This is a genomic window from Paenibacillus jilunlii, assembly GCF_900102965.1.
GTDB lineage: Bacteria > Bacillota > Bacilli > Paenibacillales > Paenibacillaceae > Paenibacillus_AQ > Paenibacillus_AQ jilunlii.
The window spans coordinates 220,968-233,193 of record NZ_FNGM01000008.1; the positions used below are offsets into that span (position 1 = coordinate 220,968).

Annotated in this window: 13 protein-coding genes and 2 pseudogenes; 7 read left to right on the top strand and 8 right to left on the bottom strand. The window is 44.5% G+C overall.

Going from position 1 to position 12,226, the window contains the following annotated elements; translation table 11 throughout:
* Positions 1–422 precede the first annotated feature (422 nt).
* Positions 423–602, bottom strand: coding sequence for a hypothetical protein (locus BLQ82_RS15790; RefSeq protein ID WP_062524559.1), 180 nt, complete (start codon positions 600–602; stop codon positions 423–425).
* A gap of 349 nt (positions 603–951) precedes the next feature.
* Positions 952–1,737, bottom strand: a complete 786-nt coding sequence (locus BLQ82_RS15795) for a helix-turn-helix domain-containing protein (RefSeq protein WP_062524557.1) — start codon at positions 1,735–1,737, stop codon at positions 952–954.
* Between the two features lie 271 nt (positions 1,738–2,008).
* Here BLQ82_RS15795 and BLQ82_RS32030 point away from each other — a divergent pair, with 271 nt between their 5' ends.
* Together BLQ82_RS32030 and BLQ82_RS15800 are read left to right on the top strand one after the other, a co-directional pair.
* On the top strand, positions 2,009–2,185 hold the full coding sequence (locus BLQ82_RS32030) for a hypothetical protein (RefSeq protein ID WP_157243825.1): 177 nt from the start codon (positions 2,009–2,011) through the stop codon (positions 2,183–2,185).
* A gap of 26 nt (positions 2,186–2,211) precedes the next feature.
* Positions 2,212–2,595: pseudogene (locus BLQ82_RS15800) on the top strand (manganese catalase family protein); the annotation flags it as partial.
* 309 nt (positions 2,596–2,904) lie between these two features.
* On the opposite strand, the gene BLQ82_RS15805 reads toward BLQ82_RS15800, so the two are convergent.
* The 4 genes from BLQ82_RS15805 to BLQ82_RS15820 all read right to left on the bottom strand — a co-directional run bounded on the left by BLQ82_RS15805 (position 2,905) and on the right by BLQ82_RS15820 (position 5,538).
* On the bottom strand, positions 2,905–3,336 hold the full coding sequence (locus BLQ82_RS15805; protein ID WP_062524555.1) for a protein-tyrosine phosphatase family protein: 432 nt from the start codon (positions 3,334–3,336) through the stop codon (positions 2,905–2,907).
* Between the two features lie 27 nt (positions 3,337–3,363).
* On the bottom strand, positions 3,364–3,783 hold the full coding sequence (gene arsC / locus BLQ82_RS15810; RefSeq protein WP_062524553.1) for an arsenate reductase (thioredoxin): 420 nt from the start codon (positions 3,781–3,783) through the stop codon (positions 3,364–3,366).
* 21 nt (positions 3,784–3,804) lie between these two features.
* Positions 3,805–5,094 (bottom strand): arsenical efflux pump membrane protein ArsB, encoded by a 1,290-nt coding sequence (locus BLQ82_RS15815; protein ID WP_062524550.1) that lies wholly within the window; start codon positions 5,092–5,094, stop codon positions 3,805–3,807.
* 117 nt (positions 5,095–5,211) lie between these two features.
* Positions 5,212–5,538, bottom strand: a complete 327-nt coding sequence (locus BLQ82_RS15820; RefSeq protein ID WP_062524548.1) for an ArsR/SmtB family transcription factor — start codon at positions 5,536–5,538, stop codon at positions 5,212–5,214.
* A 136-nt stretch (positions 5,539–5,674) separates the two neighbouring features.
* On the opposite strand from BLQ82_RS15820, the gene BLQ82_RS15825 reads away from it, so the two are divergent.
* From BLQ82_RS15825 to BLQ82_RS15845, 5 genes and pseudogenes are all read left to right on the top strand, one after another.
* Positions 5,675–6,124 carry a MarR family winged helix-turn-helix transcriptional regulator gene (locus BLQ82_RS15825; RefSeq protein ID WP_062524546.1) on the top strand — a complete coding sequence of 150 codons (450 nt, stop codon included), beginning with the start codon at positions 5,675–5,677 and terminating at the stop codon, positions 6,122–6,124.
* A gap of 298 nt (positions 6,125–6,422) precedes the next feature.
* Complete coding sequence (locus tag BLQ82_RS15830) at positions 6,423–7,226, top strand: arsenite methyltransferase (RefSeq protein ID WP_062524544.1); 804 nt, start codon at positions 6,423–6,425, stop codon at positions 7,224–7,226.
* An 18-nt stretch (positions 7,227–7,244) separates the two neighbouring features.
* Positions 7,245–7,742: an arsinothricin resistance N-acetyltransferase ArsN1 family A gene (locus BLQ82_RS15835; protein WP_062524542.1), complete on the top strand. Its 498-nt coding sequence runs from the start codon at positions 7,245–7,247 to the stop codon at positions 7,740–7,742.
* Positions 7,743–7,867: 125 nt separating this feature from the next.
* Positions 7,868–8,252 (top strand): annotated as a pseudogene (locus BLQ82_RS15840) (manganese catalase family protein); the annotation flags it as partial.
* Between the two features lie 893 nt (positions 8,253–9,145).
* The gene (locus BLQ82_RS15845) at positions 9,146–9,562 is read left to right on the top strand and encodes a VOC family protein (protein ID WP_062524540.1); all 417 of its coding nucleotides are present in this window, start codon (positions 9,146–9,148) and stop codon (positions 9,560–9,562) included.
* A gap of 390 nt (positions 9,563–9,952) precedes the next feature.
* On the opposite strand, the gene BLQ82_RS15850 is transcribed toward BLQ82_RS15845, so the two are convergent.
* A complete protein-coding gene (locus BLQ82_RS15850; protein WP_062524538.1) occupies positions 9,953–11,071 on the bottom strand; it encodes a GerAB/ArcD/ProY family transporter in 1,119 nt (372 codons plus the stop codon).
* Complete coding sequence (locus tag BLQ82_RS15855; protein ID WP_062524536.1) at positions 11,071–12,222, bottom strand: Ger(x)C family spore germination protein; 1,152 nt, start codon at positions 12,220–12,222, stop codon at positions 11,071–11,073. The genes BLQ82_RS15850 and BLQ82_RS15855 overlap by 1 nt, the downstream gene beginning before the upstream one ends.
* Between the last annotated feature and the right edge of the window lie 4 nt (positions 12,223–12,226).

The window sequence follows — 12,226 nt, forward strand, 5'->3', positions numbered from 1 at the left end:
TTTGCATCTGGTTGTCGGTGTAGATATTACCCGGCAGACACATGTCGCTCGTGCAGTGAGCTACCGGGGATTGCTTTGGGATCACCACTTGAGTTCGGTAACCATGACGAGGGCTTTTGCCTGTTATGGAAATCGCTAAGAGAGACATGGAGACGTGCAGAATATGGAGTAAGCTGGGTGATATACCCTCACCTTTATTTCTGCATGCCCTTACATTGTTCCAAGCCACCGCCTCCTCTGTTTCCTTCTTATCTCACGATTAGCAAATGGTGAAATCCTACGAATTCATGGGCCTGAGTGAGAAAACTAAATCATATTGAGGGTGCGTAATGCGTTTCGTTACTCTAATCATCTCTTTCGGTGACATTTACGATGAAATCGTAATTGCTTTATGCATGTATGAGGAAGCCACTCGAAAAAGGCTATGCGCTCTGGCTTGGTTTCTTGCGTATGCTTGTAAGTTCAAAAGCCTCTTTAGAAATCCCCAGTTCTTGAGCCTTCTTCTTTTTAATCACCATGGCTTGTTGTAAGCTAGTGGCTTGAAATTCAATTGTAATGCCCTGGGGATCCTCAAATGCATAGTAACTTTTTTTATTGGACATAAACTAGCGCCTCCTCATCATATTCTCGAATGATTTTGCCTGGCCATGTTTGTCTAAAATAATTCTCCTTTCTCAAATAAGTTCGGTAGATATGGCAAATCACCCCAATAGTATGCGTCTCAGCATAGAGAACTATGCGAGAAGGCCCGCCTTATAAATCAACAACGAACTCCAGTCATATCCTGCAGTTGCAGAGAAAAACATGAATCAAGACTTTACAATGGCCATTGGAAGATTGGACCAACGTTTTCCGTTAGTTTAATCTTCCAATTGGATCCCATTAGCATAACGAACGAACTTAGCTTATTTACTTTTTCAAGAATCAATAAATATTATTAACAATAGACATTTATTCGGTAATCTTTTTCCTGATTTTTCTCCAGAAGCCGTTATTTCTCCAATTTATATGCTTCTCATTGTAAATTAGCAGACTATAGGAGGACCAAAGCATAGATGTTCGAATAATTGCATACGCGCCAATGGCGATCAAAACGACGCAAACCGGGTAATACGGGACTAATGCTCCTTCGGAGATCCCCTTTCTCTCTAGCAAAAAAGCCATTCCACCAACCGCCACCATCCCAACACCAACTATGATTACGCTTACATACCTACTCTTCAACCGATTCAAACGTTCCATCAATAGCTTCACATAACCCTGATCCAGCATAAGAGCTTCTTTCTCCAGTACGTGGTACCGTTCCTCGTCTTTAAGTATGGCGGATGCAAGAGTAATGACGCCTCCTGCCGCCAACAAAATAATAAGAAAGGAATAAACGACCGGCTCCTGTCGAAACATCACATACGGTAAACAAGCCATAATTAACAGGAACACACCTGACGCAATACGATTAGTTGACTTCTGCTGATGACTCAAATACCCTTCCGCCATCTCTTGGCTGACATAATACCCACGCTCTTCAACACCGGTCTTTACCTTGCTCTCCTTCAGCAAATAATCGATGGACACCTCGAACAGGTTGCCGATCATTAGCAACTTTTCGGTTTCGGGGAACCCTTGTCCGTTTTCCCACTTGCTGACTGCCTGTCTGGTCGTGCATAGTTTTTCGGCTAGCACTTCCTGGGAATAACCTTTTTCTTTTCTAAGTTGCAACAATTTTTCGCTAAAAGACATTGGCTTGCTCTCCTTTGCTGTTTGTTACCTTTATTTTAGAAAAACAATGGAGTCAATGCTATATGATTGAGGTTGCGTTTGCGCCACATACAGTTGCAAATGCGTAACAGTCAGAAAATCGGGTTCTTAGGCTTTCATCGTAACCTGCCCGTTAGAATTCCTGTAAAATGAATAATTTGGACTTTGTACAAAAAAGAGCACCTCTGTAACATGGGAGTTGGATACGGATCTGCAGCCCTTTTAATCTCACCATCTAGGAGGTCGCTCTACTATGAAGTTTAAAGCTCAAGACAAGCACAATCAACGTATTGAAAACATGTCCTCTTTGCATCTGGTTGTCGGTGTAGATATTGCCCAACAGATGCATGTCACTCGTGCAGAAAGCTTGTTTTTCAGTCCAATACTATTTTTCATAGGACATCAGATTCCTCGTGAATCTAATCAGTAAAACATAAATGATAACCTCAATGTGCAGAAGAATTTGCTCACTTGAAAATGATTGCCACAATGATATATAAATTAACAAAAAATGCATCAATTAGTGAACTTGAAGCCGCCGGGCTTGGCCCGAACTATGCGCAGCGCGACCATGCGCTGTTCTACCAGAATTCAGCGGGTGTGCCATGGACAGCAGCATATATCCAGGCCAAGGGAGATCCGCTGGCCGATCTCTACGAGGACATCGCTGCCGAAGAAAAGGCCCGGGCTACATACCAGTGGCTGATTGACATGACGGATGATGTGGATCTGCAGGACAGCCTCAAGTTCCTGCGGGAGCGGGAGATTGTGCATGCGCTGCGGTTCAAGGAGTCGGTGCAGATTATTATTGATGAGCGGGAGCAGAAGCGGGTGTTTTGACTATGATGTATACACAAATTAAATAGATAGTTTGATAAGAAGAGCCACAGGAGCAGCATCTGCGGCTCTTCTTACATTTCCCGCGACTATTGGCAGTCTAACACATACTTCAATTGGATTCATGCAACGCGGGCCGTACTTTTCCCCAGGCTTGCTTTACTTCCAACTGCAGTGGACACACTCGCCCTTGACTAAACACTTGCCAGTTCCTGTTCGGGACCTTCACTCTGGAGATGACGCCCAGCTGGGCGTACTAAACAAAAAGACTATCTCCAATAGGAAATAGCTTTTTTGTTAGTACGTTCCAGTTTATTTGGATGGATAAAATCCCTTCAGCACATCACGCATATCCTGCTTGATGTTGATATCTGGACGCTTTTCTTTAGCCAGGGCTTCAGCCTCATCAACAGTTGCAGCAAGGCCTAATTCAAGCAGTACACCCGTCGCAACCGTTCCTGTTCGATTCCGTCCTCCAGCGCAATGGAAATAAACCGTCTTTCCGTTATTCACTGCTGCTGTAACCGCATGGATCGCTGCTTGAACCGAACCTTCCTGTCCGCTCTCATCTTCCACAATCGGAAAGTGATGACGGGTCACCTTGGTAGGAAAGCCTTCAGCCTTGGTACCAGTATCTCTTAAGTCAAACACATCGGAAATTTTCTGCTCTTGAAGGGCTTCAAGTAGTGCATTCTCACCGCCAATGTACACTTTACCTTCGATCAGCTCATGATAATTTGCCATTATAGTTCTCCTTATTGTTATTCTTCATTATTTCCCTGTTTCAGCAAATTGTTTGATGCGCTCGCCCACTTGATCACGAACCCTCTGGAAGACCGCCCACTTCTCCTCATCTGTACCTTGTGCTTTCGCCGGGTCATCGAATCCCCAATGTTCACGTTTTACTTGAGGCGGGGTGATGGGGCATTTATCTGCTGCATCACCACACAATGTAATGACGAGATCGGAGCTATTCAGCAGCTGCGGATCAATAATATCTGACGTTTGACCTGAGATATCTATACCTACTTCGCTCATCGCCTGGACGGCTTTAGGATTCAAACCATGAGCCTCAATGCCGGCACTGTATACGTTCCATTCATTGCTCAAATATTTCTTGGCCCAGCCTTCAGCCATCTGGCTCCGGCAGGAGTTTCCTGTGCACAAAAAATAAATAGTTTTCTTATCCATGAGTCGTAATCTCCTTTAAGTTTAAAATAGGGTCAATGCTACATAGAGGCCAAGCAGCGTGATAAACAATGCAGGGATCGTAAGAATAATGCCTGTCTTGAAATACGTTCCCCAAGATATTTTCACGCCTTTGGTGGACAACACATGCAGCCATAGCAAGGTGGCCAGTGAACCAATGGGTGTGATTTTCGGTCCCAGATCAGAGCCGATGACATTCGCATAAATCAGGGCTTCCTTAACCAGTCCAGAGGTGTGTGTAGCATCAATGGCTAGTGCATCAATCATAACGGTAGGCATGTTATTCATTACAGACGAGATGACTGCGGCGATAAAGCCCATTCCCATCGTTGCCGCAAGCAGTCCCTGATCCGCAAAGGTCTGAATGAGTTTAGCCAACACATCCGTAAGGCCCGCATTCCGCAGCCCGTAAACGACGACATACATACCGATGGAAAAGAATACAATTGCCCAAGGGGCCCCTTTGACCACTTCCATAGTCGGTACTGCAGGACTTCTTCTTGCCATGAGTAGGAAAAAGATCGCGATGATCCCTGCCACCACAGAAACCGGAATGTTCAGGAATTCACTGACGAAGTATCCCACCAGCAAAACCGCAAGCACCACCCACGACAACTTAAACATCTGCTTGTCTTTAATAGCCTCTTCAGGTTTTTTCAGCTGTGAGTTGTCAAAGTTCCGCGGAATGCTTTTCCGGAAGAAGAGATAGAGTACAAAAATACTTGCACCCAATGAAAATAAGGTAGGTATCAACATCCGCCCGGCGTATTCCATAAAAGTGAGTCCAAAAAAGTCAGCCGATACGATGTTTACTAAGTTGCTGACAACCAGTGGTAAAGAAGTAGTATCTGCTATGAAGCCACTGGCAATGATGAAAGGAAATACTTTTTTTTCGTCAAAATGGAGTGCGCGAACCATCGCCAGCACAATCGGAGTTAAAATAAGTGCCGCACCATCATTGGCGAAGAACGCGGCTACTATTGCTCCCAGAATGGTGACATAAATGAACATTCGCGTCCCGTTTCCACCGGCAACTCTAGCCATATGGAGGGCAGCCCATTCAAAGAAGCCGATTTTATCGAGAATCAAGGAGATTAAGATAATTGCCACAAATGCTAATGTAGCATTCCAGACAATCAGAGTAACGTTAAGAACATCGTTAAAGTTGACTACTCCTACAAGCAAGGAAAGTACCGCTCCGCCGCAGGCAGACCATCCAATGGACAAATTTTTAGGCTGCCAAATGACAAAAATCAATGTGACTATAAATATAAGACTTGCCAGAGCTACCAAGTTACTTCCCCCAGTTGATGTCTAAATTCCACGCATCTCAACACCCCTCCAAAGAGTTAAGTTCAATCTCGGACATTATTATATAATTATACACTTATATATTCAACAACAAAGATGTTATTCGCAGCAGACAACATTAGACGGCTTATTCAAATTAGATAAAACTGAACTAGCATCTGGTGTAAGATTAAGAATGGCCTTAACATGGGGCTTATCTTCAATATTTAAAGAATAGTAAACCCACTGTCCCTTTTTCTGTTCCTTTACCAATCCACTGCTTTTTAGTTTGCGTAGATGCTGACTAACGGCTGGCTGTGAGATGTCAAAAAGATCCACGAATTCACATACACACCACTCTCGCTCTTTTAAAAGTGTTAAAATCGTGAGACGTGTTTTATCTCCAAGGAGTTTTAAATCTTCTGCAAGATCATTTAGTAAATCCATTTAAAAATCTCCTCTCCCCGTATATATAAGACGATACTTATATTCTAAGACCTTTATGATCCATTATCAACTAAGCAAAATTAGTATTTGCAATTTGCAATTAATTACGCTATAACTTTATCAAGAGGTGAAAACAATGGAAACTCCACGAGAACTATTCCAAATCATGACCCGGCGTTTAGGATTGCTCAATAAAGACTGTTGCAGCGTAGGGGGATGTAATCTTTCCGCGACCCAAAGCCACCTGCTGTATGAGATAGATCGGAGCCATAATCCTTCCATGCAACAGGTCGCTGAAACACTTGGCACTGATATTACTACCTTCAGCAGACAAGTTCAGTCTTTGGTGAAAATGAACTTGGTTAACAAGACACCTGATCCCACGGATCGAAGAATCTATAACCTGTCACTTACTCCAGAAGGAAAAATGGTGGCTACAACCATTGATCATCAAATGAATGCATACCTGAATGAAGCTTTCTCACACATGAGTGAGTTTGAAGTAGAAACCTTACTACGATCCATTAAGCTTTTCAACGAAGCTATGGGGAAATCCAGTAATTGCTGTGCCCCTGTAAAAGGGTGATTTCACTTCGTTAATACTTGCAATCTGCAAGTTTATTGATGCATATTTAATGACTAGGAGGGTTTAAAGATGCTCAGAGATCTATACGTAACCGAAATTCTACACAAACACCGGCAGGAGGAATTACATCAAGTTACACTCCACGCCTGGAAATACCTTAAGAAAAAAGACAAATTGGAGTGGTCCTTTTCCCCTTTGTTTTTTCGTCCGAAACAATCTGCTTGCTGCGAACCATGCTGCTAGTTGAGCAAAGCCGAAAGAAAAATCCAATCATAATCTCTATAAGGAGTGTTTAATCTTGAGCAAACTTACAAATGACCAGATCCGCCAGAATGTACGTGGGCACTATCGAAAGATTGCTGTAAAAAAGGTCGAAGCTGCCTCTTCTTGTTGCGCCCCTGCTGACAGCTGCTGTGATTCACCTGCTGGCTTTGATGCCATATCCGCTAAGCTGGGTTATTCCAGCGAGGATTTGGCAGCTGCTCCTGAAGGCGCAAATTTAGGCCTTGGATGCGGTAATCCCCAGGCTATTGCTGAACTGCAGGCGGGTGAACATGTTCTGGACCTCGGGAGCGGTGGCGGATTCGATTGCTTCCTCGCCTCCCGGCAGGTAGGGGAGCAAGGCCATGTTATCGGAGTAGATATGACACCTGAAATGATCAGCCGTGCAAGGGATAACGCGGTTAAAGGAAAGTTTAACAACACGGAATTCCGGTTGGGTGAAATTGAACATCTTCCCTTAGCCGACAATTCGGTACATGTCATTATCTCCAACTGCGTGATTAACCTCTCACCAGACAAAAAGCAAGTATTCCGTGAGGCCTATCGTGTCCTTCAGCCCGGTGGACGTCTGGCCGTATCTGATATCATAACAACAGCTGAGCTTCCCCCTGAGATCAAAAATGACCTGGACGAATTATATTCCGGTTGTATCTCCGGAGCTTCTTCCATTGCAGATGTAGAATTGATGCTTCAAGAAAGCGGCTTTAAGGAAATCAGTATTGAGCCAAAAGACGAATCCAGGACATTCATCAAAGACTGGGTTCCCGGTGCGAATGTTGACCAATACATCGTTTCTGCTGTAATTAAAGCTAAAAAGTAAGCTATAGGGGGATTTCATATGATTACTACGTTAACTGTTCGTCAGGCCACTCCAGTGGATATCGAAAGTATCCTTCGCATCTACAATCAGGGGATCGAGGAACGGATCGCTACACTTGAAACAGAGTCGAAAGACTCCTCCTATATGAAAGCATGGTTTAAAGATCACCATGGCCGCTTTAGCGTTTTGGTGGCTGAAAAAGAAGGTGAAGTGATTGGCTGGGCCTCCCTGAATCCGTACTCCCACCGCTGTGCTTATAATGGGGTCGCTGATCTCTCGGTTTATATTGATCGCGGCTTTCGTGGGCAGGGTGTAGGGAGCTCTCTCTTGGAGTCTTTACACAAGGTCGCAAAGGAAAACCGCTTTTATAAAATCGTTCTCTTTACTTTTCCATTTAACCAGAGCGGCCAGGGATTATATCAGAAAATGGGTTATCGACAGGTTGGTGTTTTTGAGAAACAGGGGATTATGGATGGAGAGTTTATTGATGTAATGATTATGGAGAAACTTCTTTAAATCAAAATCTAAAAATGTGTTGTTTGTGATTAAAACAAAATGCTCTCGCTAAAAAAAACATCTCTGGCGGGCTTAGTTCCCCGTGAATCTAACCTGTAAAACATAACTGATAACCTCAATGTGCAGAAGAATTTGCTCACTTGGAAATGATTGACACAATGATATATAAATTAACAAAAAAATGCATCAATTAGTGAACTTGAAGCCGCCGGGCTTGGCCCGAACTATGCGCAGCGCGACCATGCGCTGTTCAACCAGAATTCAGCGGGTGTGCCATGGACAGCAGCATATATCCAGGCCAAAGGCGATCCGCTGGCGGACCCCTACGAGGACATTGCGGCCGAAGAAAAGGCCCGGGCTACATACCAGTGGCTGATCGACATGACCGATGATGTGGACCTGCAGGACAGCCTCAAGTTCCTGCGGGAGCGGGAGATTGTGCATGCGCTGCGGTTCAAGGAGTCGGTGCAGATTATTATTGACGAGCGGGAGCAGAAGCGGGTGTTCTGACAATGATGTATACACAAATTAAATAGATAGTTTGATAAGAAGAGCCGCAGGAGCAGCATCTGCGGCTCTTCTTACATTTCCCGCGACCCGCGAGTTACATACAATCTGGCTCTGGGTAGTTCAACAGGGCTTTTTTTGACCGTCTAACAATCCGTACAGGGGGCATTACCAGCGTAGCTGTCACCAGGAGGGGGAAAGGGGATGCACCAATTGAACGCGACCCGGTTGGGACTGTACTGGCGGATGCGCTCCTCCACGATCTCCATGTCCGGATACTCGTCGCGGTGCTCGCTAAGATAGGCTATCTCTTCTTTTGGCAGTCCGATTTGATCTGTCGTTGTTGGAATGGCAGATGCGTCCTGCCTCTGATGTCCATAGCCTCGATAACTTTCTCAGTCTTCAACGGCTTGGAATTCGCTTCGCCTTTTCGTTAAACAGCTGCACGAGTTTTGCAGCCAGCGCCTTGCCGCTTCTTGCTTAAAGCCTGTTTTGAAAGTAAACTATAGGGACTGAATTGAAATCGAATATGCGATCTGCTGCCCCACCGAATCTTAAATATTGCGCGGGTGGGCGGGATGGATACGCCCTTCGTGATCATGCTTGTCTGGCGTTCCTAGAGACTTGGACCCTCGACGAACTGTAGATAAGCAAAACGTACGATTAGTGAAGAGAACAGGAGAAATGTAAGCTTGAAGAAGACATTTACTAGATACCAACCCTTTAATTGTCATATATTCAAACGAATTCCTTTGTATCCGAACTCAATACCAAGTTATTTTTCAAAATTTACGCTTCCGAATCCATGAGACCGATGAGTCCCTGGATCGGCTGTCGTCTATATAAACGAAGGCATAAATGAACACAAACTAATTTGACGAAGAGGTGATTTGAAAATGGCATTAACGTCCACATTCACGAGCTTCAACCTGCCTGTAAAAAACGTAGAACAATCGAAAGCGTTCTTCACCGGACTCGGATTCGAGCTCAACCCGCAATTCCCCGAGAATGAGAATTCGGTAGCCATCGTGATCGGCGACAACCTGCAGGTCATGCTGATCAATCAAGCATTCTTTAATACGCTCACGGAGAAGGAATCCGTCGATACGAGCAAGTATGCGCAGATGACGATCGCATTGGCTTTCGAGAGCCGGGAAAAGGTCGATGAAATCGTGAATACCGCGGTCTCCTTAGGCGGGAAATTGCACGCTGAACCTGAAGATCATGGGTTCATGTATCATTGGGGCTTCGTGGACTTGGACGGCCATCTGTGGGCTATTAACTACATGAACATGGATGCGGCACAAGGTTGAGGCTAACGAAGAGCACGCTCGTACTAGGGTTCAAAAAGAAAGACGCCGGGCATCTTCCCCGGCGTCTTCTTCGATGATTAGTTTTGTTCGGTATAGGCTTTGAAATTGTCCATGATCGCTTGCCAGCCTGCTTGCTGGAACTCGACGGGATTGGAGCTTTCCGCGTGATCCGTCGCCATCACAAACTAAAAGTATCTTCGATAAAGTTCTCTCCGAGAGTGCCACGCAGTTGTGCGTAGACTTGAGTGGTCGATGCTTTTTCATGACCCAGCATTCCTTGTATGAAATCTGGGAGCAGAAGCGGGTGTTTTGAGCGAATGGGGTTTGACGCAAAGGAGTAAAGCTGCCTTTTGGGGCTGCTTACTCCTTTTTGAATTAAAAAAAGGAAGCTTACGGTTTCCCATCTGGGTTCCCCCTTATGCGGAAGACCATAGAAATGAGAAGAAGCACCAAAGGTACTCCTGCACATATGATCATTCCAAAATACCCCGATACTTTATCCATGTTACCCATTACAACAAAATTTTGGGGATACATGCTTAAGGCAAATATGAAAATCAACGGGAGATAATAAATGTATCCGTTCCATTTTTGGGTGAGCTGGCTGATCCCGGCTACAAGATAAAAATAATAATTTGCGGCGGTCATGAAAATTTTGATCGTCCACAAAATGATAAAAAATATTTCAAACCGTTCCAGGAACGCTCCGGGGAACTCAATTTGCTGTGCAAAAGAAACGACTGGCCATTGCAACCGGGAAACTTCTTCAACCGACATACATCCAATGACCATTGTTACCATCAAGACATACAAAGCCATTGCAATCGAGTAGCCAATTCCCCCCGCCTTCCATGCTTTTTGTGGATTGACCATAAAATTAGTTAAAATGAGCATGGATTCAAAACCTAATGCCGAAAAAGGTACAACTTGAAGAGATTTGAAGATCGGCCGCCATCCTTGATGAAAAACAGGGCGTAAATTATCAAGGTCAAAATGATTGATATTGAGAATGATCAGCAATAAATAAACAATAAAGGTTAAGGGAAAGAAAAGCTCGACCAACCGGACCATCGCCTGAAGACCGCCTGAGGTCAAATAACCAACAAGCAGAAGAAACGGCAAGAGAATCATGCTTACCGGGGTTCTCTCCAATGCAAGGGCTTTGATGAATTCTGCCATCATTCTGGATACAACAGAGCAGATCATCACGCAATATACCATGAACGCAATATTGATAAGAAGGCTGATAAATTTACCTGCGATCACAGAATTGAGCTCATAGAACGTCTTCCCTGGAAATCGCTGACACAATTTCACGTTGATAAAAACGGCGCCTAGACCAAACAGACTTGCCAGCAAAAGCCCCTGCCACACGTCAGGCGTTTGCGTCTGTTCCGCGATGGTTCGTGGTAAACTGACAATTGCCACAGCGTACACGGTCGAAGTTACTGTTAATAAAGCTTGTATAGTGGAGATTTTTTCCTGTTTCGAGGAAGGTAAGTTGGGCATTACGCTCCCGCTCCTTTTGTATAAGCACCTGTCCGTTCAATCTGTACTTTAACCTGAACATCGACCGGTATTTTACTGAATGTATCCTGCCAATGGTCTTTTACCTGATCCCAGTAGGCGGGATAGTTCACTTTTACCTTTCTACCGAAACCGGCTACATCTGCTCTCATTTCTTTTTGGAGCTTGTGTAACGATTGGAGCACTATCTGTCTGATTTCGCCTTCCACCGTTTCTTTAGCGGTTCGGATGAACGGTTCCTTCAGGAGCTCCGCAGAAACAACGGAGGTTTCGTTTAATTTGATATCTGTTTTGATACGAACCGTGAATGAGAGATCTTCTCCATTAACATGGGGGATAAGCTTACTATGAGCATCCTCAACTTCAAAGACCATGTGTTGTTTCGTCTTTGGGTCCTCAACTTTAATAATGGAACCCTTCGAACTTCCCAGCATCCAGTTGATCCCGATAACATCCTTTTCATTAACCCAGCTAACAAATTTCTTCGTTGTGCCGCTGACCAATGCTGCGCCTGCCAATTGGTTGCTTTCATTGGTTACCAGACGCTGAATGATGAAGTCAGTTCCTTGCGAAATATGAATAGAAACTTCCCCTAACCGAGTTTTACGGGGTATTTTGGAGTTGAGGACACTGTTTGCGGCCAGTTCTTCAAGGTCAAAGGCAGGCATGTCTTTATGTTTGCCGAGCTTAGTGAGTGCTTCTTTTGCGTTGCCCTTCACGATCATAACAAGGGATTTCCGGCTCGGCTTATAGGAACGGGTAAATGTATCTAATAATTCATCAATTCTTGTTTTTTTTAGTGCTTGGTCACTAATCAGAACTAGGCGAATAAAATTATATAAGGGAGCATGGGACACTAGTTTTGCCTGATCCCTGGAGGCAGCTTGAATGGAATCGTTATCCAAGGTTGTTACATTGGTATACGTATTTTTTTTGGATTTCTGCGCTATTAAATGCTGATAGGTAAGTTCCAGCATATCCTGGTTCGTATCAATGGCAACGCCTTGAATGATACTCAGCTTATCGATCTCCTTGCTGTCCCAGCAACCGGTGAGAAAGGCACAAGCGACACATGCGGCAATACATTTTCGTACCGATACGATCCGGCGGGACCGAAAGGTGAAAGCGATCATAGGC

Coding starts and splice junctions, on each gene's coding strand:
- BLQ82_RS15790 (WP_062524559.1), bottom strand. CDS start 602: ATGTCCAATAAAAAAAGTTACTATGCATTTGAGGATCCCCAGGGCATT.
- BLQ82_RS15795 (WP_062524557.1), bottom strand. CDS start 1,737: ATGTCTTTTAGCGAAAAATTGTTGCAACTTAGAAAAGAAAAAGGTTAT.
- BLQ82_RS32030 (WP_157243825.1), top strand. CDS start 2,009: ATGAAGTTTAAAGCTCAAGACAAGCACAATCAACGTATTGAAAACATG.
- BLQ82_RS15805 (WP_062524555.1), bottom strand. CDS start 3,336: ATGGCAAATTATCATGAGCTGATCGAAGGTAAAGTGTACATTGGCGGT.
- arsC (WP_062524553.1), bottom strand. CDS start 3,783: ATGGATAAGAAAACTATTTATTTTTTGTGCACAGGAAACTCCTGCCGG.
- BLQ82_RS15820 (WP_062524548.1), bottom strand. CDS start 5,538: ATGGATTTACTAAATGATCTTGCAGAAGATTTAAAACTCCTTGGAGAT.
- BLQ82_RS15825 (WP_062524546.1), top strand. CDS start 5,675: ATGGAAACTCCACGAGAACTATTCCAAATCATGACCCGGCGTTTAGGA.
- BLQ82_RS15835 (WP_062524542.1), top strand. CDS start 7,245: ATGATTACTACGTTAACTGTTCGTCAGGCCACTCCAGTGGATATCGAA.
- BLQ82_RS15845 (WP_062524540.1), top strand. CDS start 9,146: ATGGCATTAACGTCCACATTCACGAGCTTCAACCTGCCTGTAAAAAAC.
- BLQ82_RS15850 (WP_062524538.1), bottom strand. CDS start 11,071: ATGCCCAACTTACCTTCCTCGAAACAGGAAAAAATCTCCACTATACAA.
- BLQ82_RS15855 (WP_062524536.1), bottom strand. CDS start 12,222: ATGATCGCTTTCACCTTTCGGTCCCGCCGGATCGTATCGGTACGAAAA.